The sequence below is a fragment of the Rhizobium acidisoli genome (genome assembly GCF_002531755.2).
GTDB classification, from domain to species: Bacteria; Pseudomonadota; Alphaproteobacteria; order Rhizobiales; family Rhizobiaceae; genus Rhizobium; species Rhizobium acidisoli.
In genome coordinates, this window is sequence record NZ_CP034998.1 from 3,326,098 (window position 1) to 3,350,497 (window position 24,400).

Sequence of the window (24,400 nt, forward strand, 5' to 3'; positions counted from 1 at the left end):
TAGGCTGGAATGTCCATTGTGATGATCCGGCCGGCGCGGCAGAATCTGACAAAACGCAAAAATGTCAGGGAGGACGCATTTGCGAACCCAGGTCGCCATCATCGGTTCGGGACCATCCGGCCTGCTGCTCGGTCAGCTTCTGACCGAGGCCGGCATCGACAATGTCATTCTCGACCGCGTCAACAAGGATTACATCCTTGGCCGGGTGCGCGCCGGCGTTCTGGAAGAAGGCACGGTCGGGCTGCTGGATCAGGCCAAGGCGGCAGCGCGGCTGCATGCCGAAGGCCTGCCGCATGACGGCTTCTCCCTGGCTTTCGACGGCCGCGACCATCGCATCGACCTACACGACCTGACCGGCGGCAGGCGCGTCACCGTCTACGGGCAAACCGAGGTGACGCGCGATTTGATGGAGCGCCGCGAAGCAAGCGGCGCCCTGTCGATCTACGATGCCGCCGATGTCACTCCGCATGATTTCGACGGCCGCTTAGCCTTCGTCACCTATACCAAGGACGGCGTCACACAGCGCATCGATTGCGACTTCATCGCCGGCTGCGACGGCTTTCACGGGGCGAGCCGCAAGGCCGTTCCCGAACGGTCGATCCGAAGCTTCGAGAAGGTCTATCCCTTCGGCTGGTTGGGCCTGCTTGCCGACGTCGCGCCGGTCAGCCATGAGTTGATCTACGCCAACCATCCGAGGGGCTTTGCGCTCTGTTCGATGCGCTCGGCCACGCGCAGCCGCTATTACATCCAATGCGCACTCGACGAGAAGATCGAGGACTGGAGCGACGATCGCTTCTGGGACGAACTCAGAAGGCGTCTGCCGACGCATCATGCCGAAGCGCTATTGACGGCGCCCTCCTTCGAGAAATCGATCGCGCCATTGCGCTCCTTCGTTGCCGAGCCCATGCGTTTCGGCCGGCTCTTCCTCGTCGGCGACGCAGCCCATATCGTGCCGCCGACCGGCGCCAAGGGATTGAACCTTGCGGCAAGCGACGTCCATTATCTTTTCTCCGGACTGATCGAGCATTACCGCGAAGGCTCGGACCACGGCATCGACGCCTATTCGCAGACCGCGCTTGCCCGCGTGTGGAAGGCCGTGCGGTTTTCCTGGTGGATGACGACGATGATGCACCGTTTTCCCGATACCGGCGATTTCGACCAGAAGATCCAGGAGGCGGAGCTCGATTATCTCACCCATTCCCGTGCGGCCTCGACGGCGCTCGCCGAAAACTATGTGGGATTGCCATTCTGACATGAAGATTTGAGACTGGTGCGAACCATCGCGGTCCGCATTTTGAAAAGGGAGGAACCAAAACCATGAAGAAGCTCGTTATCGCCGCGCTTGCGGCAATCGTGCTCAGCAGCGTTGCCCATGCCGACACAATCAAGGTCGGCGTCATCGGCCCGTTCTCCGGTCCGTTCGCCCTTCAGGGCAAGAATTTCAAGGCCGGCATCGACGCCTATATGGCGGTCAATGGCAGCAAGGTCGGCAACGATACGATCGAGATCGTCTATCGCGACGTGCCGCAGGCCGATCCCGCCCAATCCAAGGCGCTGGCGCAGGAGCTGATCGTCAAGGAAAAGGTCCAGTATCTCGCCGGCTTCTATTTCACCCCCGATGCCATGGCGGTGACGCCGATCCTGAAGCAGGGCAATGTGCCGATGGTCATCATGAACGCCGCCACCTCGGCGATCGTGACCAAGAGCCCGCTGGTCGTGCGCACCTCGTTTACCACCTGGCAGACCTCGACGCCGATCGCCAAGGTCGCCTTCGACGCCGGCGTCAAGAAAGTGATCTCGGTCGTCAGCGATTACGGCCCCGGCATCGACGCCGAGAATGCCTTCAAGACCGGCTTCGAAAAGGCCGGCGGCCAGGTGGTCGAGGCGATCCGCATGCCGCTCGCAACCAACGACTTCAGCCCGATCATGCAGCGCATCAAGGATTCCGGCGCGGAAGGCGTCTTCGCCTTCCTGCCCTCCGGTCCGACGACGCTCGGCTTCGTCAAGGCCTATAATGAAAACGGCCTGAAGGCCGCCGGCATCAAGTTCTTTGCGCCGGGAGATCTGACGCAGGAATCCGACCTGCCGGCGCTTGGTGACGCCGCACTCGGCATCCAGACGAGCTTCCATTATGCCGTTTCGCACGACTCGCCCGAGAACAAGGCTTTCGTCGAGGCTGCCGCCAAGGCGATCGGCAACAAGGCCGAACTCTCCTTCCCCGCGGTCAGCGCCTATGACGGCATGTATGTCATTTACAAGATGATCGAGGCGACGGGCGGCAAGCAGGATGCCGCAAAGGCGGTCGATGCGGTGAAGGGCCTGGCCTGGGTAAGCCCGCGCGGCCCGGTTTCGATCGATCCGGAAAGCCGTCACATCACGCAGAACATTTATCTGCGCGAAGTCGCCAAGGCCGATGACGGAACCTACATCAACAAGGAGGTCCAGACCTTCGAAAAGCAGGGCGATCCGGGCCTGGCCGCCGCCAAGTAACATCCGGCATCGTGATGGGCGGCGGACGCGGGCCCACCCGCGCCCGTCGCATCGAAGCAAGGTATTTCCATGCAGACAGTCTTCAGCATAGCCGTCGACGCTTTTGCCTATGGCATGGTGCTCTTCGTCATATCGATCGGCCTTTCCGTGACCATGGGGCTGATGCGGGTCGTCAACCTGGCGCACGGCGCCTTCGCGATGATCGGAGGCTATATCGCCTCCTATGCCGCCCGCGATCTCGGCCTCGCTTATGCGATAGCGGTCATCGCCGCCATCGTCGTCACGATCCTCGTCGCAATCCCGCTCGAGCGTTTCCTCTACCGCCGGATCTACGGCGCGCCGGAGCTAACCCAGGTGCTGATGACCATCGGCATCACCTTCTGCGTCATCGGCATCGCCAATTACGCGATGGGGCCGACGCTGAAAACCATACCGCTTCCGGCTACGCTGCAGGGATCGGCCGATCTTGGCTTCCGCACCATTCCCGTTCACCGGCTTTTCGTCATTTTCTGCGGCCTCGCCGTTGCTCTCGCACTTTGGTTCGCGATCGAAAGGACGAGCTTCGGCGTCAAGCTACGCGCCTCCGTCGACGATGCGGCGATGGCCGCGGCACTCGGCGTGCGCACCGAGATCATCTATGCCGTGAGCTTCGCCGTCGCCGTCGGGCTTGCCGCCTTCGGCGGCGTGGTCGGCGCCGAACTCCTGCCGGTCGAGCCCTATTACGCACTGCGCTACATGGTCACCTTCCTGGTCGTCGTCTCCGTCGGCGGCGCGGGCTCCATTCCGGGCGCGCTGATCGCTTGCCTGCTGCTCGGGGCGATCGATACGACGGGACGTTATCTGATGCCTGAATTCGGCGAATTCTTCTTCTACCTTGCGGTGATCGCGATCATCTGCGTCTTCCCCCGCGGCCTTGCCGGGAGGGCGAAGTGAGATGGCGCTCGTAATGAACAACGAAAACGGACGTCTTCAGCGTCGGCGCGGGGCCCTCGCCCGCGATCTGATCGGAATAGCGGTGATGACAGCCATCGCCGCGATCGGCTACTTCGCCTTCCCCGATAATCTCGCCCTTCTGACCCGGATGATCACGATCGCGCTGCTCGTTCTGTCACTCGATCTCGTGACCGGCTATTGCGGCGTCGCCACGCTCGGCCATGCCGCGCTGTTCGGCTCCGGCGCCTATGCCGCCGGGATCTTGTCGGCGCATTACGGCATCAATGATCCGCTGCTGATGATGCTAGCCGGCATTGCAGGCGGCGCCATTGCCGGGCTGCTCAGCGGCGCAATCATTCTGCGGGCGCACGGACTGCCGCAGCTTGTGCTGTCGATTGCGCTCATCAACCTCTTCCACGAATTCGCTAACAAAGCGTCGTCATGGACAGGAGGCAGCGATGGGCTTTCCGGCATCGCGCCGGACCCGATTTTCGGCATTTTCGAATTCGATCTTTACGGTCAAACCGCCTTTTTCTTCGGAATGGCGTTGCTGCTTATTGTCTTCGTGCTGCTCAGATTCCTGGTCCGCTCGCCCTTCGGCATGCTCTGCCGCGGCATCAAGCAGGACCCGCTGCGCATCCGCGCTATGGGTGCGTCGCCGAAGGCGGCGCTGATCAGGATGTACGTCATTTCGGGCGCCGTGGCCGGGGTCGGCGGCGCCTTGAATGCGATCTCGACGCAGGTCGTCGGTCTCGACAGCCTGTCTTTCACCCAATCGGCCGAAGCGCTGGTTATGCTCGTGCTGGGCGGTACCGGCTCTCTCTTCGGTGCGCTCTCCGGCACGGTCATCTTCATGCTCTTCGAGGACTATGTCTCGGCCGCCAATCCCTTCCACTGGCTGACCATGGTCGGTGCGCTGCTGATCGCCGTCGTGCTTTTCGCGCCGAAAGGTCTCTACGGGACCGCCGCGAGCTTTATCGGCCGCCGCCGGGAGCAGCGCTCATGAGCCCGGTCTTCGAAGTTGCCAATCTCAAAAAAGCCTTCGGCGGCCTTGCCGTTACCAATAATGTCTCGCTAGCGATGTCGCCGGGTGATCGCGTGGCGCTGATCGGCCCGAACGGGGCCGGCAAGACTACTTTCGTCAACCTGGTGACCGGCAACCTTCCCCCCGATTCCGGCGAGGTGCGGCTTGGCGGCGAGGTGGTCACGAAAGTCGGCGCGATCGGCAGGGTCAAACGCGGTCTGGTGCGATCCTTCCAGGTGACACGGCTTTTCCAGGATATGACACCGGCCGAACATGTCGGGCTCGCTATTCTTCAGCGGGACGGACGCAGCGGACGCATGTTCGGCAATTTCCTGCATATGCCCGAGGTCACGGCGGAGGTCGACGATCTCCTGGGAAAGCTCGGGCTGACGCCGCTGATGCATCGCAAGGTCAGCGAAATCGCCTATGGCCAGCAGCGGCTTCTCGAGATCGCCGTGGCGTTGGCGCTGAAGCCGAAGGTGCTGCTGCTCGACGAGCCGGCAGCCGGCGTGCCGCAAAGCGATACCGGCCGCATCGAGCAGGCACTGGCCGATCTGCCTGCCGATCTCGCCGTCCTGATGATCGAACACGATATGGATCTTGTCTTCCGTTTTGCCAAACGTGTCATCGTGCTGGCCGCCGGCGCGATCATCTTCGATGGCCGGCCTGAAGACGTCACCAAGGATGCCCGCGTGCGCGAGGCCTATCTAGGGAGTTATGCCAATGCCAGCCCTGTCGCTTGAGGTCGAAAATCTCTCGGCCGGATATGGGCCGACGCGCGTGCTCGAAGCCATTTCCTTCTCCATACCGGCTGGCGCCCGGCTAGCCGTTCTCGGCCGCAACGGCATGGGCAAGACCACGCTTCTGGCCACGCTCGCCGGGCAGACCAGACGATATGACGGCCACATCCGCCTCGGCGGCTCGGATGTCACCACGGCGCCGAGCGCCACGCGCGCGCATAAGGGTCTCGGATATGTGCCGCAGACGCGCTGCGTCTTCCCGACGCTGACGGTCGAGGAAAACCTCTTCGTCGGCCTGAAGGCGCGGCCCAAAACGGCGCTTGAGGAAGCCTATGCCATGTTCCCGCGCCTGAAGGAGCGCCGCCGCAACCTCGGCAGCCAGCTCTCCGGCGGCGAGCAGCAGATGCTCTCAACCGCCCGCACCATTCTCGGCCGCCCGTCCGTCCTGCTGCTCGACGAACCGCTGGAGGGTCTTGCACCGGTTATCTGCGAGGAGCTGATGGCTGCCTTCGCCGCGCTCGCCAAGACAGGCGACATGACCATCGTGCTGGTGGAACAGCGCATCCAGAGCGCCCTCGATTTCGCCGATCAGGTCGTCATTCTCGAACGAGGCAGACTGGCCTGGTCGGGAACGCCGGAAGGCCTCACCAAGGACCACGAGGTTGTCGAAAGCTTGCTCGGGGTCGGCGGTCTGCACTGAAGCAATCACTGCAGTATATCTTCACGTTCACGTCATCATGAACCGGCATTATCAAGCTGCCTGCAAGCTTTCTTCTGGCCAACATCGATAGGACTTTTGAACAGGCAGAAAAGACCACGTTATCCGAAGCGATCTCAGCGTAAGACGAACATAAATCTTCACCGTCAAGGGAATAGACGTCAATGTCGATCGTTCTACTTGGATGTTTGAACTGCAGATAAGTTGCGCCTATTGGATTTTAACAGGCTGGATTGATCTGATGCCCGTCAAATTCCGTTGCCAGACACCCGATAGGGTTGCATATTCGAATGAGTCTTCAGATGGGAGGTAGAAATGGCAAATCATAAGCCGGTCGCAGGTGACGTATACCAGCCTATTTTCAACATCGACAACCCGATCGACGGCAACATATTGGATAGCACCAGTTCCACAGATGCCGACGGAGATCTTGTGCGCCTCAACTTCGTGAACGGACAGCGAATTCCGCAGCCGGCCGATCCGGATGGCCCCGCCACGACGACGACAATCGAGGGAAAATACGGCACGCTGACCGTCTATTCCAACGGCAACTACACCTATGAACTCGATCACTCCAACCCGGTGGTGGCAGCGCTCGGCCCGGGCGATCAACTCGTCGACCAGTTCAATTTCAAGATCTCGGACGGCAAAGGCGCCACCGATTTCGGCTTGCTCAATATCGCTGTCGACCTGCCGGAACGTGGCGACATCTTCGTCAATTTCGAGGATGTCGGCAAACACGATTTCCCCACGGGCTACAAGGGTTTTGACTGGGGCGCTTGGCATGATGGCGACGACGCAACGATCCATAAAGAAGCCGACGGCAACCACTACCTGTCAGGCGGCGTGTTCTGGACACCCATCCAGGCGGCCGATGGCGGCACCTTCCAGATCGAGCAATTCAGCGTAGCAAATGGCACATCAGACTATGACAACGTTCTGACGATCGAAGGCAGGTTGAACGGCGATACCGTGTTTCTGGTCACGGTCAACGTGACCGCCGACAGCATTCATGATCCGCAAGTGATTGATCTCAGCGCCTATGGCCAGATCGACTATCTCGTGCTCGACACCGAGCCGGTCATCACCGAAACGAGCGGTCCTGATTATTATGGCGCGCAATACGACAATTTTCATTTCATCGTTTGAGTGGCGTCTCGGATGAACAAGCAGTCGGCCTTCCGGCAGCATCGGGAACGAGGTGATGTTCCAGATGCCAGGAAGGCCAAACGGTTCATCATGGTGAAGAACCATTACGAACGTTGTCGCTCGGGAAGCATCCTCACACTGTAGCCGCCTACCTGGTACCAATTTCTTGCGATAGCGGACAGACCTGCCTGTTTGCTAGCATGAGAATGTCCGAGGAGGACACGGATGCTGGGACGGAGGAAATGATGCAGCCAGTCGGAATCAAGTTAGCGGCGGTGACGTTCTCGCTTGCCGTATGGGCTATTATTATCGCTGCCGCATCTCACCTTTGGACGATGAAGCTGCCAATATTGCTTCTGACGCAATAGTCCGGTCTTCGGCGCCAGCGGAAATCCCGCAGATCGGAAGCTGACCGACTTTGCCGGCCGCACGCCTGTTTCGCTGCGACTGATGAACTGCCACGGCTGCCGGCACCGGCTCGAAGCAAGCCGCAAAATCGCCAAAATCTGCAATGAGAGTTGGTAGCGGAGTAGGGATTTGAACCCCCGACACAAGGATTATGATACCTTGTAAAAGCCCTGTTTTCAGGGCTTCTGACATATCATGTTGCATCCATGTCGCAGCCATTGATTAGGCTGCACCGTTTATCGGTAATCATGGATGACTTGCGTATGGGCGAAACTCAGGTCGATCGCGAGGTCTCGAACGGCGCCGTGGATGTCATCCTGTGCTTCTTTGCCAAGATAGCGATTACCTTCTTTCGGGTCGATCTGCATGACAGGTTGTCCGATAGGCAAGAAATCGAAAAGATAGTGCGAATGCAGAAGTTTATTTCGGCGCTTTCGCTCAAGGTGTAGGCGTTCGACCAATTTTTCAAATTGCTTTACCCAATCTGGCCGGCTACGGCCCCGTTCGTTGGCAGGGTTTTCGCGAAACTCTTTCCAGAGCGTGTCGACCTTCTGCTTGTTGGTCATGTTCAACAAACGATCCTTTGATTGAGCCCAATTTTCATGGCCCCACCAAAGTAGAAGGCACTCCTCCATCTTGCTTTCAATCCATTGGAACACGATCACATAACGACCCACCATCGCGAGAAATTCATTCATCGCCTGGTCTTGTTCGTCTTCAGTCATAACTTCCTCCAAGTAGTGCTGCCTCGGCAGCCGCCAGTTCGTTTGCATCATCCGTTCTCGGGAATAGGTGGCCATAGGTATCGGCCGTCACGGTGATCGAAGAATGTCCCATTCGCTCTTGAACAAGCTTGAGGGGAAGCCCTAGGCGGCCGGTTGATCAGCCACCCTCGGTCTCCCATTTCGCCTTCAGCGTCGCCTTCATGATTGCCGAAGACACCGACGAAAGCGGCACGTTGGCCCAAAAGCCGGTCGAGATCGCCGGGCGCGCTGGCGTTCACTTGGGGACGCTGATGACCGCCTTAGATGGTCTTTGCCGGCTCGGCTATATATTGTTTGAGCGAGGAAAATATCGGCAGCCGAGCAAAATCACGATGCTGCCGATCGCATCGAAGGCCCGATCGCAGCGTGACATCGCGTGACATTTCTGAACAAACTTAGATGTCACGCTCATAGCTCTTGGCCGTCTCGACCGGCTGCAACAATCTCCCCGCGTTAGCTACCAACTGGCTTATCTCTATCTGAATGCTCGGCTCGCTAAGTTTTTGCCTGGGAGAAATTTCATGACCGAAAGTCCGGCCAAGATAGTCCTTGATGGGCCCCTGCTCATTAGTGTTGAGATACTGCTGGATCTTTTCCAGCGACATAAACCGCGCAATTGCTAAGCTGAAGGCGTCTTTCACGTTGAGTGTCCATTTGACGTCACCGAGGTGCCAGCTGTTCGGCATGTTCTCCCGCGCAGACTGCCAATCCACGATGCCGGATTGGTAAAATGATGCGCAGAGAGGAAATAACAGGATCATGTCAATCGGACTTTCGTGCGGCCAAGCGGAAATGGTTACCTCGATCATTTCAAGAATTTGTTCGCTTGCCCGCAAATTGAGATGGTAGGCCGAAAGTCCCGAGGAAATGAATTCCACCATGTCATCGTACGGAACATTAGCCTTTTCTGTATCGATTACGCTGCACAGTTCTTCAACACGGCGTTTCAAAGATATTTCACTGAACACGTACGTCCGGTCGAAGAACCTTTTGAGGTAGGTAAAACCGTCAAAGCCCTGGCCATAAGCGCCGGCTATGCTGTGTTGAAGTTGCTGCGAATTTGTCGCGAAGATGAAGGCAACGCCATCTACCTCGAATAGGTGCTTTATCCTTTCAAGGAGATGTACGGCATATGACGGCCTGCATCTATCCAGTTCGTCTACCAAAATGAATAATGGAGCTTTTCTTCCCGCTTGTGTGCCGTCCAAAGTCTTCACAGCCGCGGCCAATTTCTCGCGAAAAGAATGTATTGCTTTGTCGGCCTGTTGAAATTGCTTGATCATCGCGTCGAGCGCTCGATTGAAAAGCTTGTCAATTTCAGCTGAACCGGTCTCGATAGACTTTTCGATCACCGCATCGGCAACCTCTTCTGCAAACGACGAATTATCGTCTTCCCGGAGGATATCGCCCGCACTAAGGTCTAGGTGCTTCTTCGCCAGCGACCTGACCGCCCCGCTAGCAACATTCAGGGCGATACGACCGCCGTCTGACTTAAGAACCCTCATCGCCTTCTCGACTGCTGTGTCCTTTTTCACATAAGGGGCAAATGCGCGATCGATGGCGGCCATGATTGCAATATAAGGGTCGCCCGTATGGTCGTCCTGCCACGCATTCACATAGGCGACCACATGTCCACGCGTTTCAGCTTGTTTGCCAAAACGCGCGAGAAAGAAGGATTTTCCTCCTCCCCAGGACGCATCAACGTTAAGGGAATAGGAACTGCGTTTCCCCCGATTTCGTCGCTTCGAGATCTCTCCGGTGATAAAATTGTAGAGGAAGTCAGCGTCCTGGCGACGTTCAAGCCGATCCGCTTCCCATATTTTATCAATCGTGTCTGCTTCCACCATCATCCCCCGTGTTATCAAATCGGCCTGCCAATTTACGATTGAATTCTAAAGCCTCTGTGTGCAATGCCTGTTAGCGGCAATGCACTGCGAAATTGTGATGAATAGCTGTGATTTAGGACTGGTATCGACGCCGGTCAGCCAGGTCACTGTCGCAAACCAAATGATGGGATCTGATTGATGGCGATCCTTGATTCGGGAGATGGGCAATGCGCGTCTATCATTTCATTGACGAGAAATGGGGCCTCGACAACATTCGTCGCCAGCGTCTCAAGGTTGCCCGCATATCCGATCTCAATGATCCATTTGAACTCGAGATCGCTAGTCCTGATCCTGCCGTTCGATCGGTATTCAGGCGCACGAAAGCCGAATTGAACGAATGGGCGGGTCTCCTCTGCTTCAGTCGCGATTGGCGCAACCCTGTCCAATGGGCGCACTACGCCGATCGACATCGCGGGATGTGCCTTGGCTTCGACATCCCAGACCCATTTTTGACGCCTGTTGTCTATCGATCCCGCCTTTTGAAGGCTGACATGATCGCCATGAACGGTTCAGACGACAAGCAATGGGAGTTCTACAAGAAGGTCCTGTCGACCAAATATGCCCATTGGAAATACGAGAATGAAGTGCGGCTATTTATAAGGATTGACGAGCAGGACACGATGATCAAAGGACTATTCTTTAAGGCTTTCGATAGGGAGATGGACTTGAAAGAAGTGATCGTTGGCCACCGATCGGAATTGCTTCGCAGAGATCTTGTCGATGCGATCGGCGAGAACGCGGCTTCCGTCCGCCTTCGAAGGGGCCGTCTCGCATTCAATTCATACCGAGTGGTGACGCAGAGAAATTCAGCGCTTTGGGAGTAGTCGTGAGAACCGAAGCGACCAGTCAGACGAGGTCGTTCAGGTCGACGTCGAGCGCGACCGCGATCGCCTTCATAGGTCCATCGATCCGATTTTTTTGCCGTTTTCAATCCCGGAAATGTACGGCTTCGACAGCCCGACCTTGTTCGCAAGCTCGACCTCGGAAGACCTGAACCGGGTTTCCCCCGGCGACGAGCGCGGAGACGACGTCTTCCGGCCAGGTTTCTTCGCTGGCCGCGATCTTTGCCTTCGCGGCGGCGGCGTCCTTGATGTCGTTCATGTCTTGGCCCATGCCGCCACTCCTCACCCGGTACGATAACGAGCCCATCATGGAGCGAGGCTCCCTTCGAACTGCCTCGCGAAACCACGGCGATGCGATCAAAGCACTCGCCGAGTTGCTGACGCGATGCATGCTGGCCTACAGGGGCTAATATCCGATGTCTTGTGGAGGCTCGGCCTCCATCCGCTCCATTTCGATTGTAAAGGCGCCGTCGATTATTGGTTGATGGAAATCCCACGGCCTAGGTAGCGTAGTGTCGGCGATGAACACCTGATCAGGCATAGCGACCCCTTGATCGATCAAGCGTTCAATTGCTTCCGCTACCAAAACATGGTGGGTCAAAGCAATGTCGGAATACTCCAGGACGAGCACCGTAACGTCACCCTCGTCGCCCCAAGCCAAAAGCTTTGGCAGCTTTTTTGTAAACGCAGTTTTTATCCTTGCTTCGCGCTCGGCTTCCAAGTTGTCGTCGATCCGACGCGCGATGTCAAAAAACCCGTCGTACTTGCTACTCCTCGACCAATGCAAGCTACGGACCAATATCAGATGCAGGCCGCCGATCTCAGTTTGGCGCTTTCCGTTGTATCCATGCGGTCGCCTGTCGCGACTTTGGACTTCCGGGCACTCCTGAAACAACTCTTCTGCAGCTCGACGAACCCAGTCAATGATGGGCTGCCGCAGGGCTGCCAAAGCTGCCCCCTTGTGTTCCGCTGTGGGATTGATCGGGAAGGACAATTGATAGATCCCCGGTCCGGGCATCGTACCCTTGAGCGTATCTAGGATCTCGCCGGCGAACTTGGTGAACCGATCGCCAATCTTAAGGAAGTCTGTGAACGGCTCGATCAATGTATGTTCGATGGCGTAGCGGCAATCGCCAAGGTTGAAACGCACTTCAACCCGGCGATCGGGATGAACGGAATAATCTTTCTCGGGGCGTGTAATCGCAGAGCGCCTTTGCGCTGTCTTCTGTTCGAGAATGCGAATGATCGCTTCGCAAACACGCTCTTCGTTCTTTTCCATCGAGATCCATTCCGGCCGGCTTTGGTGATTTGCTGATGTAATCCCAAATCAGCATTGAGAATACCCCGCCTTTCCACAAGATCGTGCCCTCAAGAACGGCCGGCGATCGACAGACACGAAGGGAGCCAAAGCGGATGAAGAAACCCCTACCTGAAACTCAGCTCGACCCCGTCCTTGCGGACATGGATCACGAAAGGATGATGCGCGGTGAAAAGGTCTCGACAGAAATTGACATACGTCCTGCCCGTAAATCTCGGGGCAAAATCAGGTCACGGGTACCAGATGGCCAGGGCGGCTACACCTGGGTTGAAGAAAACTTCCAACAGTTCAGCCAAGGGCGCCAACTCAATCTAGAACGGATGAAGCGCGTTGTCGGATATGCGCGCTGGCCGGGATGATGAAATCGGCCTTAGCAAGCTTTAAAAAAAATGACGCCCCCCACCGAATTCGGGCAGCTGCATGTTGCGTGTCATGTCGCATGGATTTGCCGTCGTCGCAGGGAAATGCCGGGAATCAAGGGAAGCCGGCCGCAATACATGCAACATGGGAAATGCAGCCAGAAGGGCGTTAATTCCGCTATCAATTTGATTTCAATAGAAAATGAATGGTAGCGGAGGAGGGATTTGAACCCCCGACACAAGGATTATGATTCCTCTGCTCTGACCTACTGAGCTACTCCGCCACTGGTCAAACGATACCTGCTCGCGAAGCGCTGCGGGCTCGTGGGATGAGCGGCTTATAAGGTGCGCTTCGGCTTTGTGTCAAGCGCATGATCGAGAAAAACGGTGGGCTTTGCCGCCCGCCCTCTCCTATCGGTTTCAGGCGGCGACGGGACTGGCCAAGAGGGCCTTGAGCGAGGCCTCGGCCGAAGGTTCGCGCTCGGAGCGCTCGATGAAGCCGCCGCCGAAGACGCGGGTATTGTCGCCGGGCGCGGAATAAAGCGCACAGGCCTGGCCGGGGGCGATGCCCGCCTCACCGACCGTCAGGTCGACATAGGTGCCTGTGGCATCGATATGCAGCACGGCAGGCGTCGGCGCCCTGGTCGAGCGAACCTTGGCGTAGCAGGCAAAACCGTCGCCGGAGGCAGCCTGCGCAAGCGTCTCGTCGCCCAGCCAATTGACGTCGCGCAGATAGACGCGATGGGTTTCCAGCGCCTCCTTCGGTCCGACGATGACGCGGCGCGAGCGGGCGTCGAGAAAGACGACATAGAGCGGCTCGCCGGTGGCGATGCCGATGCCGCGGCGCTGGCCGATGGTGAAGTGCAGGATGCCCTCATGGGTTCCAAGCACCCGGCCGTCGAGATGAACGATCTCACCGGCGAGCGCCGCATTCGGCTTCAGCTTGGTGATGATGTCGGAATATTTGCCCTGCGGCACGAAGCAGATGTCCTGGCTGTCGGCCTTCTTGGCAACGACGAGGCCCATTTCTTCGGCGAGCCTGCGGGTCTCGGCTTTCGGCAGGCCGCCCAAGGGAAAGCGGAGGTAGTCGATCTGTTCCTGCGTCGTGGCGAACAGGAAATAGCTCTGGTCGCGGTCGGCATCGGCCGGGCGGTAAAGCGCGCGGCGGCCGGGATGCTCCGGCGACGGGTTCGGCCGCGAGCGGATGTAATGGCCAGTCGCCAGCGCATCGGCGCCGAGCTCCTTGGCGGTCGCCAGAAGATCGGCGAATTTGACGGTCTGGTTGCAGGAAACGCAAGGGATCGGCGTTTCGCCCGCGACATAACTTTCAGCGAAGGGATTGATCACCGTCTCGCGAAAGCGCTTTTCGTAATCGAGCACGTAATGTGGAATGCCGAGCGTTTCGCAGACGCGGCGCGCATCGTCGATATCCTGGCCGGCGCAGCAGGAACCAGCGCGGTGAACCGCGGCGCCGTGGTCGTAAAGCTGCAGCGTGATGCCGAGCACATCGTAACCCTGCTGTTTGAGAAGGCCGGCGACGACGGATGAATCGACGCCGCCCGACATGGCGACGACGACACGGGTCTCTTCCGGCTGCTTGTCAAAATCCAGTGTGTTCAACGGTGGTGCCAAATTCTGCGTGGGTCACGATCCGCCCTTGCGCTGCAATTGCGGCGGATTTGCCGATATCAGGCGGGATCGGCCGCCATTTTTCGATGAGCAACCGATATAGAAAGGATTGTATCGAGACGCAAGGGGCGGCCTCGGATAGCGGATTTTTGGAATTCCCGGGCAAAGCAAGGCGCAGCCTGAGCCACGCCTTGGAAGCGGGGGTGCGGCTCAGGTACCGATCAGCTTGTTGCAGGCGAATGCGATGCCCGGATTGGCGATGATGGCGGTCAAGAGCGCCAGTCCGATTATCGAGAATGAATAGCGTTTCATAGACATCCTCCTTTCCAGCCCGTGGGAATTATGCCGGTTGACCCACAATTCTCAAAATAACGAATGCTTGAGCAGGGCAGTTGAACCGAAAATCATTCGACAAAATAATTTAGGCAGCCCGGAACATTTCGCTCTATCATGCGTTGCGGGAGATGAAGGTCGCAATCGAATGTCTGTGGAGGGTTTGATGGCCAGGTTCGGAACGACAGCGGATTACAGCAGGATCAGACACTGGATCGAGGAACGCGGCGGCCATCCCGCCCGTATCAAGGACGCCCGGGATAGCGAAACCGTCGGCGTCGATTTCTCCTCGGCGCCGATGGAAGAAATTTCCTGGGACGAATTCTTCCAGGGTTTTGACGGCAGCCGGCTCGCTTTTCTACATCGCACAAAGGCGCAGGACGATGCCGCCCGCCTCGGCCGGATCGTCCGCCGACGCAAGCACCACTGAATTCTTCCATTGCTGATGCAGCAAAAACCCGGCGCCGTTTCCAGCGCCGGGTTTTTGTTGTTTTCCTTGGGAGGAAAAAACTCAGTCGATATTGAAGGTGAGCAGCTTTGCCTGGCGGATCGCCTGGTGGGCCGTCAGCTGCCCGAGCACAGCGTCGTCCACGTCGCCGTCGACATAGAGCAGCGCGATGGCGTCACCGCCCTGCTTGTCGCGGCCGAGCTGGAAGTTGGCGATGTTGACGCCGGCAGTACCAAGCGTCGTGCCGATGAAGCCGATCATGCCGGGAACGTCGGTATTGGTGATGTAGATCATGTGCGAGCCGACATCGGCATCGAGGTTGATGCCCTTGATCTGGATGAAGCGCGGCTTGCCATCCGAAAACACCGTGCCGGCGACCGAACGCGTCATGCTCTCGGTCGTCACCGTCAGCTTGATATAGCCGTCGAAGACACCTGTCTTGTCGCGCTTGACTTCGGAAAGCACGACGCCCTTTTCCTTGACCATGATCGGCGCCGAAACCATGTTGACGTCGGCGACCTGCGGGCGGATGAGGCCGGCAAGCACCGCGCTCGTCAGCGCCCGGGTGTTCATGTTGGCAGTGATGCCGTCATAGAGGATCTCGATTTCCTTGATCGGCTCCTCGGTGACCTGGCCGACGAAGGCGCCGAGAACATCGGCAAGCCGGATGAAGGGCTTCAGGATCGGCGCTTCCTCAGCCGTGATCGACGGCATGTTGATGGCGTTGGAGACCGCCCCCTTGACGAGGTAATCCGCCATCTGTTCAGCCACCTGCAGGGCGACGTTTTCCTGCGCCTCGGTCGTCGAGGCGCCGAGATGCGGCGTGCAGACGACGTTCGGCAGGCCGAAGAGCGGGCTTTCCTTGGCAGGCTCGACCTCGAAGACGTCGAAGGCGGCACCCGCGACATGGCCGGACTTGATGGCTTCCGCAAGGGCTGCCTCATCGACCAGGCCGCCACGGGCGCAGTTGATGATGCGAACGCCCGGCTTGGTCTTTGCCAGTGCTTCCTTGTTGAGGATGCCGCGCGTCTTGTCGGTCATCGGCACATGCAGCGTGATGAAGTCGGCACGGGCGAAAAGCTCGTCCAGCTCGACCTTGGTGACGCCCATCTCCTCGGCACGCTCCTTGGAGAGGAACGGATCGTAGGCGACGACATGCATCTTCAAGCCGATGGCGCGGGCACAGACGATCGAGCCGATATTGCCGGCGCCGATGACGCCGAGCGTCTTGCCGGTGATCTCGACGCCCATGAATTTCGACTTCTCCCATTTGCCGGCCTGCGTCGAGGTATCGGCTGCCGGAAGCTGACGGGCGACGGCGAACATCAGCGCGATCGCGTGTTCGGCCGTGGTGATCGAATTGCCGAAAGGCGTGTTCATGACGATGATGCCGCGGCGCGAGGCGGCCGGAATATCGACGTTGTCGACACCGATGCCGGCGCGGCCGACGACCTTGAGGTTCGTCGCCCCCTGGATGATCTTTTCCGTCACCTTGGTGGCGGAGCGGATGGCGAGACCGTCATACTTGCCGATGACGTCGAGCAGACGGTCCTTGTCCTTGCCGAGCTGCGGTTCGAAATCGACTTCGACGCCGCGGTCGCGAAAAATCTGGACGGCGGTTTCCGACAATTCGTCGGATACGAGAACGCGAGGTGCCATTGTGGCCTCCTTCAAAAGTGTTCAGCGATGGATGAAATCAGGGATGCCAGAGCATGATGCCGAAAAGTGTATGCGGTTTTCGGACGACACCATGCTCTTATTCTTTGATCCACTCCGCCCTGTGGCGGAGCCGGATGCGATCACGTCAGGCGGCCGCCTGAGCGAGCTGCGCCTTCTGCGTTTCGAAGGCCCAGGAAAGCCAGGGCATCAGCTTCTGCATGTCGGATGCCTCGATCGTGGCGCCGGCCCAGATGCGCAGGCCGGACGGCGCGTCGCGGTAATGGCCGACGTCATAAGCAACGCCTTCCTTTTCCAGGAGTCCAACCAGGCCCTTGGCGAAAGCCGCCTGGCCGTCATCGTCAAGCGCCGCGATGTCCTTGTCGACGATCTTCAGGCAGACGGAGGTGTTGGAGGCCGTTTCCGCCTTGACGGCGAGATTGGCGATCCAGTCGTTGGCCGTGACGAAATCGTGGATGACCTTGGCATTGGCATCGGCGCGCGCAATCAGCGCCTTGAGGCCGCCGAGGCCCTTGGCCCAGACCAGCGCATCGATATAGTCCTCGACGCAGAGCATCGACGGCGTGTTGATCGTCTCACCCTGGAAGATGCCTTCCGTCAGTTTGCCGCCCGAGGTCATGCGGAAAATCTTCGGCAGCGGCCAGGCGGGCGTATAGCTGACCAGACGCTCGACGGCGCGCGGCGACAGAATGATGACGCCGTGTGCACCCTCGCCGCCCAGAACCTTCTGCCAGGAGAAGGTGACGACATCGAGCTTGGCGAAATCGAGTTCCTGCGCGAAAGCGGCCGAGGTGGCATCGCAGATCGTCAGGCCCTTACGGTCGGCAGGGATGAAATCGGCGTTCGGCACGCGCACGCCTGATGTGGTGCCGTTCCAGGTGAAGACGACGTCACGATCGAAATCGACGGTGGAGAGATCGGGAAGCTCGCCGTAACCGGCTTCGAGCTTGCGCACGTCTTTGAGCTTCAGCTGCTTGACGACATCGGTGACCCAGCCGGCGCCGAAGCTTTCCCAGGCGAGCATGTCGACGCCGCGTTCGCCGAGCAGCGACCAGAGCGCCATTTCGACGGCGCCGGTATCGGACGCCGGAACGATGCCGATGCGGTAATCCGCCGGCACGTCGAGAATTTCACGGGTAAGGTCGATGGCCTGCTTCAGCTTGGTCTTGCCGACCTTCGCGCGGTGCGAACGGCCAAGCGCCGCGTCGGAAAGAGCGTCGAGCGACCAACCGGGGCGCTTCGAGCAGGGGCCAGAAGAAAAATGAGTATTATTCGGACGGATGTCCGGCTTTGCGGTCTTCGCCATGATGCTATCCTCTCAGATAGAAAGCCCTTCGTTGGGGAAGGGTGTCCCGCCGCCGTGTGTATGGATAGCAGGCGTCTTAGTCAAGATCGAAGTGTCGCAGAGAGAGGATATTTTGACGCAGGCGCGCTTGACGCAGCAAAAAGCCGCCCAGGCGGGCGGCTTTCTGACGGAAGAGAATGAAGCTTATTTGTAGACCGCCGGCTGCAGCGGGATTTCCGGCGGCGGTTCGTAGCTTGCCTGAGCGCAACCGCCGAACAGATAGCGGGCGCCGACGCGGGCTTCGTGGACGCTGAGACCCTTGTCTCGGCCGGGGCCGCCGTTTTCGGCATAGCCAAACATGTTGCCGCCATCGATATGCAGGTAGCGGTAGCCGACATCGGCCTTGACGTTGCAGGTGACGTCGATCGAGGCGCCGGCCATGAGGGCGTAAGTAAAGCGCCAGTTGCCTTTGCCGCCATGGGTGACCTGATCATCGCAGAAGCTGCCGTCATCGGCGCAGGCGACGTTGCGCAGGTTCTTCCACTTGACGTAGGAACCACCGATACCGGCGCCGACGTAAGGCGTGACATAACCATAGGTGCCGAGATCGACGTAAGCGTTGGCAAGCAGCGTGTAGGCGGTCAGCGAGGAGCGATCGCTCGACGTGCAATCCACCAGGGGGAAGCCGCACTGTCCGACCGTCGAGCCCTTGAAATCAGCCTGCGTCAGATAGTCGAAGGTCAGGTCGGTGCGCAGATAGCTGTTGATCTGATAACCGACACCGCCGCCGACCGTCCACGCGTCGTCCAGATCGGCCCTGTCGAAATCGACCTCGTTGGAGTTGCTGCCCTGGAAATAGCGGGCGCCGCGCAGATCGGTGAAGGCATAACCGACATCACCGCGCAGGTACCAGCCGGTCGCTTCGCTGACCGTGACTTCAGGCGGCTGCTCTGGGATCGGCTCGGCAGGGGCGAGGTCCGCGGAATAGGCGTTTGTCGCGATCAACAATGCGGCGAAGATGCCGGACAAGCTTCTTTTCATGGATCCCACTCCAAAATTCGTTGAGGCGGCAGGCTCAAGTCGCTGCCAAACTGATACGCTTCGGATGGATAATGAACGGGAAACGTTAAAAGCTGCTTAACCACGATTATTTACCGTATTCTGCAGATACCCCTGAAAGAAAAACACGGGTCGCAGCGATAAGAATTCGGCCTGCAGCAAGCATAGAATCTGGCTGAACCATTGCGCATAACGAAAAAGCCGGCGCTTGCGCACCGGCTCCTTCAGTAATCTATTGTCACAGGATCAGGCGGCAGTCCGCACGTTCGAGATCGTGCCGATCAGCTCGTTGACGATGCGCTCGATCTGGGCGCGGTCGTCGCCCTCGGCCATGACACGGATCAGCGGCTCGGTGCCCGAGGGGCGGATGACGAGGCGGCCGTTCTTGGCCAGTTCGGCTTCGGCATCGGCGATCGCCTTCTGTACCTGGATATCCTCCAGCGGCTTGCCGCCGCTGATGCGGACATTGCGCAGCAGCTGCGGCACCGGCTCGAAGCGGCGGCAGACCTCGCTGACGGTGCGGCCGGTCCGCTTGACCGCAGCCAGGATCTGCAGCGCTGCGACCAGACCGTCGCCAGTCGTGCCGTAGTCCGAGAGCACGATGTGGCCTGACTGCTCGCCGCCGACATTGTAATTGTGCTGGCGCATATGCTCGACGACGTAGCGGTCGCCGACGCGCGTGCGGGCAAGCGCCATGCCGCGATCGTCGAGGAAGCGCTCGAGGCCGAGATTGGACATCACGGTGGCGACGATGCCGTTGCCGCGCAGCTGCTGGCTCTCGGCCCAGCTCTCGGCGATGACGGCCATGAGCTGGTCGCCGTCGACGATCGAGCCGTTTTCGTCGACGATGATGACGCGGTCGGCATCGCCGTCGAGCGCAATGCCGATATCGGCACGCACTTCGTCGACCTTCTTCTGCAGCGCGACCGGGCTGGTGGAGCCGCAATTCAAATTGATGTTGGTGCCGTTCGGCTCGTTGCCGATGGTGACGACTTCGGCGCCGAGCTCCCAGAGCACGGCAGGCGCCACTTTGTAGGCGGCACCATTGGCGCAGTCGATCGCGATCCTCAGACCCTGCAGCGTCACGTCGCGCGGCAGCGTGCGCTTGGCATGTTCGATGTAGCGGTCATGCACGCCGTCAACGCGCTTGGCGCGGCCGATATCGTCGGATTTGGCAAGCTGGGCGTTCAGGTCCTTTTCGAGCAGATCCTCGATCTCGGCTTCGAGGTCGTCGGAAAGCTTGTAACCATCAGGGCCGAAGAGCTTGATGCCGTTATCCTCGTAAGGATTGTGCGACGCCGAGATCATCACGCCGATATCGCAGCGCAGCGAGCGGGTCAGCATCGCGACGGCAGGCGTCGGAATCGGGCCGAGAATAAAGGCATCCAGGCCGGCAGCGGTGAAACCTGCGACCATGGCGTTCTCAAGCATATAACCGGAAAGACGCGTATCCTTGCCGATGACGACGCGGTGGCGATGATTGCCGCGGCGGAAGATCGTGCCGGCGGCAATGCCGACCCGCATCGCGAGATCCGGTGTCATCGGGAAGACGTTGGATTGGCCACGAATGCCGTCCGTACCGAAATAGCGTCTCTTCATCTGCACTCCTGCGCTTTTCGCGCGCCATTCAAGGCAGCGCACCGTTCCAAGCGAATCCGGCTTCCATGGAATGTCGTCAATCCAGGAGCGTGATTCACTCTTGCCTCAATTCAGCGGAATGCCACAAAATGCGGCGATCGGCACGTAAATTAGCAAGAAAAATGATTATATCCCGTTACCAATAGAAAAGGCCGGATCTCCCCGCTGGGGAAATCCGGCCTTGTTCACAATCGTGGCAGCCGCTCAATGCGGCTGCGGTTCAAGGCCGGCTTCGGGCTCATCACCCTTGGCGGCAGGCCGTGCGCCGGCTTTCGGAACCGCCGAGCCGCGGCTTGGCGGTGAATCATCGCCAAGATCGCGCGACGGCTTCTCGCCGCGGATCAGCGCCTTGATCTCTTCACCGGTCAGCGTCTCATATTCGAGCAGACCTTCGGCAAGAGCGACGAATTCGTCGTGCTTATCCGTCAGGATCGTGCGGGCCTGCGTATAGGCTTCGTCGATCAGGCGGCGCACTTCATTGTCGATCTTCTGCGCGGTTGCTTCCGAAACATTCTTCGACTGCGAAACCGAGTGGCCGAGGAAGACCTCCTGCTGATTCTCGCCATAGGCGACCTGACCGAGCTGGTCGGAGAAGCCCCATTGCGTGACCATGGCACGGGCAAGCTTGGTGGCCTGCTCGATGTCGGAGGAGGCACCCGAGGTGATGTTCTCCTTGCCGAAGGTGAGTTCTTCGGCGACACGGCCGCCCATCATGATGCAGAGGCGCGACACCATCCACTTGTAGCTCATCGAGTAGCGGTCGCCCTCGGGAAGCTGCATGACCATGCCGAGTGCACGGCCGCGCGGAATGATCGTCGCCTTGTGCAGCGGATCGGCGACGGCGACATTGAGCGCGGTGATGGCGTGGCCGGCCTCATGGTAAGCGGTGAGCTTCTTTTCCGCCTCGGTCATGGCCGAGGATCGGCGCTCGGCGCCCATCATGATCTTGTCCTTGGCGTCTTCGAATTCCTGCATGGTGACGACGCGCTTGTTGCGGCGGGCGGCCATCAGGGCGGCTTCGTTGACGAGGTTCATCAGGTCGGCGCCGGAGAAACCGGGCGTGCCGCGGGCGAGAACCTTGAGATCGACATTCGGCGCCAGCGGAACGTTGCGGGCATGTACCTTGAGGATGCGCTCGCGGCCGACGATATCCGGGTTCGGAACCACGACCTGACGGTCGAAACGGCCGGGACGCAGCAGCGCCGGGTCGAGCACGTCGGGGCGGTTGGTGGCGGCAATCAGGATCACGCCTTCATTCGCCTCGAAGCCATCCATCTCGACCAGCAGCTGGTTCAGCGTCTGCTCGCGTTCGTCATTGCCGCCGCCGAGACCGGCGCCGCGGTGACGGCCGACGGCATCGATTTCGTCGATGAAGATGATGCAGGGCGCATTCTTCTTCGCCTGCTCGAACATATCGCGCACGCGGCTAGCGCCGACGCCGACGAACATTTCGACGAAGTCGGAACCCGAAATAGTGAAGAAGGGCACGTTGGCTTCGCCGGCAACCGAGCGGGCGAGCAGCGTCTTGCCGGTGCCCGGAGGACCGACGAGCAGCACGCCGCGCGGAATCTTGCCGCCGAGACGCTGGAACTTCTGCGGATCGCGCAGGAATTCGACGATTTCTTCGAGATCCTGCTTGGCCTCGTCGACACCGGCGACGTCTTCGAAGGTGACACGGCCATGCGCTTCGGTCAGCAGCTTGGCCTTCGACTTGCCGAAGCCCATCGCGCCACGCGAGCCGCCCTGCATCTGCCGCATGAAGAACAGCCAGACGCCGAGGATGAGCAGCATCGGCAGCAACGTTCCGAGGTAGCTCAGAAAGCCGGAGGAACCGTCGGTCTCCGGACGCGCAGTGACAGCAACGTTTTTGGCCTGCAGGCGATCGAGCAAGCTGTCGTCGATAACGGGCGAATAGGTCTGGAAATTATTGTTATTCTCCAGATATGTTCCGCTCAGCCGGTTGCCGGTGACCACGACATCCTTCACGCGGCCCGCATCGACCTCACGCAGGAACTGCGAATAAGGGATTTCGCGGGAGCCCGTCTGCGCCGGCGCCGTCTGAAACATACTGAAAAGGGCGATCAGCAGAAGCGCTATGATCGCCCACAAGGCGAAATTACGTAAGTTAGGGTTCATTGAACTCCCCAGCACTGGAACAGCCGCCTCATGGCGACCGTCTTATTCGTTTCTAACATAGGGTTGCGCCGTGCGATTGCCAAGGCGACACCCCAGGTCAGATGGTTTTTCCGTCAATACTTCTTAAAGGCGGCCTCGCATAGGGCGCCGTCGCGAAAACCGCCGAAAGCCTGTTGGCAAAGATGAAATCAAATCGTGTCAAAAAGCGGTCGAAGGGTGCGAAATAGGGCGTGAGGTGGATGATGCGGATGTATTCCTGAGATAAGGGCGCTCCTCCGGCCGATAAAACCGGTGCCGAGGCCATGGCGCGTCTCCATGCTGACTTGGGAAGGCCTCTGCCCCCTCCTCCCTCATTCCTGTGCTCGTCACAGGAATCTAGTGCGCCCAAGTCCTTGGGCGCGGAAGACTCGTCGTGTGTTGTAGAGTTAATCACCGCGCCGACGCGCGGTGGCTGGATTCCTGTGACGAGCACAGGAATGAGGGAGGAACGGCCGGATTGCGCTTCTATCCTCACATCAATCGCCGACCCATTGCGCGCCTCAAACCTCCCATCCCACACGCCCGCCTCCCCGGGCTGCAAGACCAGCGGCAAGATCCCCCGGCTTTCACGCGTGAGGTAAAGCCCGTTCCGTCTGAGATCGAAGACCACCCGGCCGACCGTCATCCGCCCCGGCTCCCCGCCGGCGGCAAATGAGAGAAGGCGCTCCATTTGCGCCCTCCCCGGCGCAAATGGTTGCCCACCGAAGACGGCCGTGAGACGACCAAGCACATAGTCGAGAACGGCGCGATCCTGCCGCAATCCGTCAGGCATCACCTGGCCGAGCAGGCCGCCGTGAAGCTTGAAATGGTGATCCAGCCAGTCCGCTCCCTTGGTTGAAACAGCCAGTCGCTCTTCCCAGACGGCGCGGATATTCCTCTCGGCACCCGCATCGGCCGAAAGCTCCCGTCGGATTCGCACGCGCTCGTATTTCACATCTTCGTTGCTCGGATCGTCGATCCACCCGCGCCCCGCTCGCTCAGGAAAGCGCGGATATCGGCCCGGCTGGAAAAGAGAAGCGGCCGCAAGATCCAGAAACGCCGGTCGAAGAGCACCGCATCGGCAATACCGGTCGAAACCTCCTCCGTTCGCATTCCGCGCATGGCAAGCGTTTCACGCTGATCGTCGAGCGTATGGGCGGTGACGATGAGATCGGCGCCAAGAGCTTCCGCCGCTTCGGCGAGCAAGCCGTAACGCGCCTCGCGGGCCGCAGCCATGATGCCGGTTTTCGGCTTGTCGCCCTGCCAGGTCGTTATGGCATGGGCAATACCGAGCGACGCGCAGAGGGCTGCGACTTCTCGCGCCTCGTCTGCGGAACTGGCGCGCAACGCATGGTCGACGGTCGCAGCGCATAGGGAAATTTTGAGATGGGGCGCAGCCTTCACGGCTTCATCGAGAAGGAGAAGCAGGCCGGTGGAATCGCTGCCGCCTGATATGGCGACGAGAATGTGTGCGGGGCTTTGAAGCGAGGTGAGAAACTGGAGGATCGCCTCTCGCGGCGATCGGGCTTCCGGAGACATGCCGGAA

General features: G+C 59.4%; 22 protein-coding genes, 1 tRNA gene and 2 pseudogenes. 11 read left to right on the top strand and 14 right to left on the bottom strand.

Features of this window, described 5'->3' with window-relative positions; genetic code table 11:
• Positions 1-79 precede the first annotated feature (79 nt).
• The 7 genes from pobA (at position 80) to CO657_RS16360 (ending at position 7,054) form a co-directional block, all read left to right on the top strand.
• Positions 80-1,252 carry a 4-hydroxybenzoate 3-monooxygenase gene (gene pobA / locus CO657_RS16330; protein ID WP_054184869.1) on the top strand — a complete coding sequence of 391 codons (1,173 nt, stop codon included), beginning with the start codon at positions 80-82 and terminating at the stop codon, positions 1,250-1,252.
• 65 nt (positions 1,253-1,317) lie between these two features.
• Positions 1,318-2,490 carry an ABC transporter substrate-binding protein gene (locus CO657_RS16335; protein WP_054184870.1) on the top strand — a complete coding sequence of 391 codons (1,173 nt, stop codon included), beginning with the start codon at positions 1,318-1,320 and terminating at the stop codon, positions 2,488-2,490.
• Positions 2,491-2,559: 69 nt separating this feature from the next.
• Positions 2,560-3,423 (top strand): branched-chain amino acid ABC transporter permease, encoded by an 864-nt coding sequence (locus CO657_RS16340; protein WP_054184871.1) that lies wholly within the window; start codon positions 2,560-2,562, stop codon positions 3,421-3,423.
• Between the two features lies 1 nt (position 3,424).
• Entirely contained in the window at positions 3,425-4,429 is a 1,005-nt protein-coding gene (locus CO657_RS16345; protein ID WP_054184872.1) for a branched-chain amino acid ABC transporter permease, read from the top strand.
• Entirely contained in the window at positions 4,426-5,190 is a 765-nt protein-coding gene (locus CO657_RS16350) for an ABC transporter ATP-binding protein (RefSeq protein WP_054184873.1), read from the top strand. Before CO657_RS16345 ends, CO657_RS16350 begins: the two co-directional genes overlap by 4 nt.
• Entirely contained in the window at positions 5,171-5,887 is a 717-nt protein-coding gene (locus CO657_RS16355; protein WP_054184874.1) for an ABC transporter ATP-binding protein, read from the top strand. Before CO657_RS16350 ends, CO657_RS16355 begins: the two co-directional genes overlap by 20 nt.
• Positions 5,888-6,220: 333 nt before the next feature.
• On the top strand, positions 6,221-7,054 hold the full coding sequence (locus CO657_RS16360; RefSeq protein WP_054184875.1) for a VCBS domain-containing protein: 834 nt from the start codon (positions 6,221-6,223) through the stop codon (positions 7,052-7,054).
• Between the two features lie 306 nt (positions 7,055-7,360).
• Here CO657_RS16360 and CO657_RS36765 read toward each other — a convergent pair whose 3' ends face one another.
• From CO657_RS36765 to CO657_RS37315, 3 genes and pseudogenes are all read right to left on the bottom strand, one after another.
• Positions 7,361-7,654, bottom strand: a complete 294-nt coding sequence (locus tag CO657_RS36765) for a hypothetical protein (protein ID WP_164918662.1) — start codon at positions 7,652-7,654, stop codon at positions 7,361-7,363.
• Positions 7,655-7,698: 44 nt separating this feature from the next.
• Positions 7,699-8,187, bottom strand: a complete 489-nt coding sequence (locus CO657_RS16365) for a hypothetical protein (protein ID WP_082366336.1) — start codon at positions 8,185-8,187, stop codon at positions 7,699-7,701.
• Positions 8,180-8,338 (bottom strand): annotated as a pseudogene (locus CO657_RS37315) (site-specific integrase); the annotation flags it as partial. The gene CO657_RS16365 and the pseudogene CO657_RS37315, both read right to left, overlap by 8 nt.
• A 49-nt stretch (positions 8,339-8,387) precedes the next feature.
• On the opposite strand from CO657_RS37315, the gene CO657_RS16375 reads away from it, so the two are divergent.
• Positions 8,388-8,606, top strand: a complete 219-nt coding sequence (locus CO657_RS16375) for a hypothetical protein (protein WP_054184877.1) — start codon at positions 8,388-8,390, stop codon at positions 8,604-8,606.
• Between the two features lie 15 nt (positions 8,607-8,621).
• Here the strand turns inward: CO657_RS16375 and CO657_RS16380 are convergent, their stop codons facing one another.
• Positions 8,622-10,070 carry a KAP family P-loop NTPase fold protein gene (locus tag CO657_RS16380; protein ID WP_164918676.1) on the bottom strand — a complete coding sequence of 483 codons (1,449 nt, stop codon included), beginning with the start codon at positions 10,068-10,070 and terminating at the stop codon, positions 8,622-8,624.
• A 209-nt stretch (positions 10,071-10,279) separates the two neighbouring features.
• On the opposite strand from CO657_RS16380, the gene CO657_RS16385 reads away from it, so the two are divergent.
• On the top strand, positions 10,280-10,936 hold the full coding sequence (locus CO657_RS16385; protein ID WP_054184879.1) for a DUF2971 domain-containing protein: 657 nt from the start codon (positions 10,280-10,282) through the stop codon (positions 10,934-10,936).
• Between the two features lie 103 nt (positions 10,937-11,039).
• Here CO657_RS16385 and CO657_RS36770 read toward each other — a convergent pair whose 3' ends face one another.
• Both CO657_RS36770 and CO657_RS16395 read right to left on the bottom strand, forming a co-directional pair.
• Complete coding sequence (locus CO657_RS36770) at positions 11,040-11,213, bottom strand: hypothetical protein (RefSeq protein ID WP_156339795.1); 174 nt, start codon at positions 11,211-11,213, stop codon at positions 11,040-11,042.
• 147 nt (positions 11,214-11,360) lie between these two features.
• Positions 11,361-12,233, bottom strand: coding sequence for a hypothetical protein (locus tag CO657_RS16395; RefSeq protein WP_054184881.1), 873 nt, complete (start codon positions 12,231-12,233; stop codon positions 11,361-11,363).
• A 134-nt stretch (positions 12,234-12,367) separates the two neighbouring features.
• On the opposite strand from CO657_RS16395, the gene CO657_RS16400 reads away from it, so the two are divergent.
• Complete coding sequence (locus CO657_RS16400; protein WP_054184882.1) at positions 12,368-12,631, top strand: hypothetical protein; 264 nt, start codon at positions 12,368-12,370, stop codon at positions 12,629-12,631.
• A 207-nt stretch (positions 12,632-12,838) separates the two neighbouring features.
• Here the strand turns inward: CO657_RS16400 and CO657_RS16405 are convergent.
• Both CO657_RS16405 and mnmA read right to left on the bottom strand, forming a co-directional pair.
• Positions 12,839-12,915, bottom strand: a tRNA-Met gene (locus tag CO657_RS16405).
• 136 nt (positions 12,916-13,051) lie between these two features.
• Positions 13,052-14,251: a tRNA 2-thiouridine(34) synthase MnmA gene (gene mnmA / locus CO657_RS16410; RefSeq protein WP_054184883.1), complete on the bottom strand. Its 1,200-nt coding sequence runs from the start codon at positions 14,249-14,251 to the stop codon at positions 13,052-13,054.
• A 508-nt stretch (positions 14,252-14,759) separates the two neighbouring features.
• On the opposite strand from mnmA, the gene CO657_RS16415 reads away from it, so the two are divergent.
• A complete protein-coding gene (locus CO657_RS16415; protein ID WP_003590361.1) occupies positions 14,760-15,023 on the top strand; it encodes a hypothetical protein in 264 nt (87 codons plus the stop codon).
• A gap of 81 nt (positions 15,024-15,104) precedes the next feature.
• Here CO657_RS16415 and serA read toward each other — a convergent pair whose 3' ends face one another.
• From serA to tilS, 6 genes and pseudogenes are all read right to left on the bottom strand, one after another.
• Positions 15,105-16,700 (bottom strand): phosphoglycerate dehydrogenase, encoded by a 1,596-nt coding sequence (gene serA / locus CO657_RS16420; RefSeq protein ID WP_054184884.1) that lies wholly within the window; start codon positions 16,698-16,700, stop codon positions 15,105-15,107.
• A 145-nt stretch (positions 16,701-16,845) separates the two neighbouring features.
• Positions 16,846-18,024, bottom strand: a complete 1,179-nt coding sequence (locus CO657_RS16425; protein WP_054184885.1) for a phosphoserine transaminase — start codon at positions 18,022-18,024, stop codon at positions 16,846-16,848.
• A gap of 183 nt (positions 18,025-18,207) precedes the next feature.
• Entirely contained in the window at positions 18,208-19,044 is an 837-nt protein-coding gene (locus CO657_RS16435; RefSeq protein ID WP_054184887.1) for an outer membrane protein, read from the bottom strand.
• A gap of 264 nt (positions 19,045-19,308) precedes the next feature.
• Positions 19,309-20,661, bottom strand: a complete 1,353-nt coding sequence (gene glmM, locus CO657_RS16440) for a phosphoglucosamine mutase (RefSeq protein WP_003590355.1) — start codon at positions 20,659-20,661, stop codon at positions 19,309-19,311.
• Between the two features lie 243 nt (positions 20,662-20,904).
• Positions 20,905-22,836 carry an ATP-dependent zinc metalloprotease FtsH gene (gene ftsH / locus CO657_RS16445; RefSeq protein ID WP_003590353.1) on the bottom strand — a complete coding sequence of 644 codons (1,932 nt, stop codon included), beginning with the start codon at positions 22,834-22,836 and terminating at the stop codon, positions 20,905-20,907.
• 97 nt (positions 22,837-22,933) lie between these two features.
• Positions 22,934-24,393 (bottom strand): annotated as a pseudogene (tilS, locus tag CO657_RS16450) (tRNA lysidine(34) synthetase TilS).
• Between the last annotated feature and the right edge of the window lie 7 nt (positions 24,394-24,400).

Coding starts and splice junctions, on each gene's coding strand:
- CO657_RS16335 (WP_054184870.1), top strand. CDS start 1,318: ATGAAGAAGCTCGTTATCGCCGCGCTTGCGGCAATCGTGCTCAGCAGC.
- CO657_RS16340 (WP_054184871.1), top strand. CDS start 2,560: ATGCAGACAGTCTTCAGCATAGCCGTCGACGCTTTTGCCTATGGCATG.
- CO657_RS16345 (WP_054184872.1), top strand. CDS start 3,425: ATGGCGCTCGTAATGAACAACGAAAACGGACGTCTTCAGCGTCGGCGC.
- CO657_RS16350 (WP_054184873.1), top strand. CDS start 4,426: ATGAGCCCGGTCTTCGAAGTTGCCAATCTCAAAAAAGCCTTCGGCGGC.
- CO657_RS16355 (WP_054184874.1), top strand. CDS start 5,171: ATGCCAGCCCTGTCGCTTGAGGTCGAAAATCTCTCGGCCGGATATGGG.
- CO657_RS16360 (WP_054184875.1), top strand. CDS start 6,221: ATGGCAAATCATAAGCCGGTCGCAGGTGACGTATACCAGCCTATTTTC.
- CO657_RS36765 (WP_164918662.1), bottom strand. CDS start 7,654: ATGTCAGAAGCCCTGAAAACAGGGCTTTTACAAGGTATCATAATCCTT.
- CO657_RS16365 (WP_082366336.1), bottom strand. CDS start 8,187: ATGACTGAAGACGAACAAGACCAGGCGATGAATGAATTTCTCGCGATG.
- CO657_RS16375 (WP_054184877.1), top strand. CDS start 8,388: ATGATTGCCGAAGACACCGACGAAAGCGGCACGTTGGCCCAAAAGCCG.
- CO657_RS16385 (WP_054184879.1), top strand. CDS start 10,280: ATGCGCGTCTATCATTTCATTGACGAGAAATGGGGCCTCGACAACATT.
- CO657_RS36770 (WP_156339795.1), bottom strand. CDS start 11,213: ATGAACGACATCAAGGACGCCGCCGCCGCGAAGGCAAAGATCGCGGCC.
- CO657_RS16395 (WP_054184881.1), bottom strand. CDS start 12,233: ATGGAAAAGAACGAAGAGCGTGTTTGCGAAGCGATCATTCGCATTCTC.
- CO657_RS16400 (WP_054184882.1), top strand. CDS start 12,368: ATGAAGAAACCCCTACCTGAAACTCAGCTCGACCCCGTCCTTGCGGAC.
- CO657_RS16415 (WP_003590361.1), top strand. CDS start 14,760: ATGGCCAGGTTCGGAACGACAGCGGATTACAGCAGGATCAGACACTGG.
- serA (WP_054184884.1), bottom strand. CDS start 16,700: ATGGCACCTCGCGTTCTCGTATCCGACGAATTGTCGGAAACCGCCGTC.
- CO657_RS16425 (WP_054184885.1), bottom strand. CDS start 18,024: ATGGCGAAGACCGCAAAGCCGGACATCCGTCCGAATAATACTCATTTT.
- CO657_RS16435 (WP_054184887.1), bottom strand. CDS start 19,044: ATGAAAAGAAGCTTGTCCGGCATCTTCGCCGCATTGTTGATCGCGACA.
- glmM (WP_003590355.1), bottom strand. CDS start 20,661: ATGAAGAGACGCTATTTCGGTACGGACGGCATTCGTGGCCAATCCAAC.
- ftsH (WP_003590353.1), bottom strand. CDS start 22,836: ATGAACCCTAACTTACGTAATTTCGCCTTGTGGGCGATCATAGCGCTT.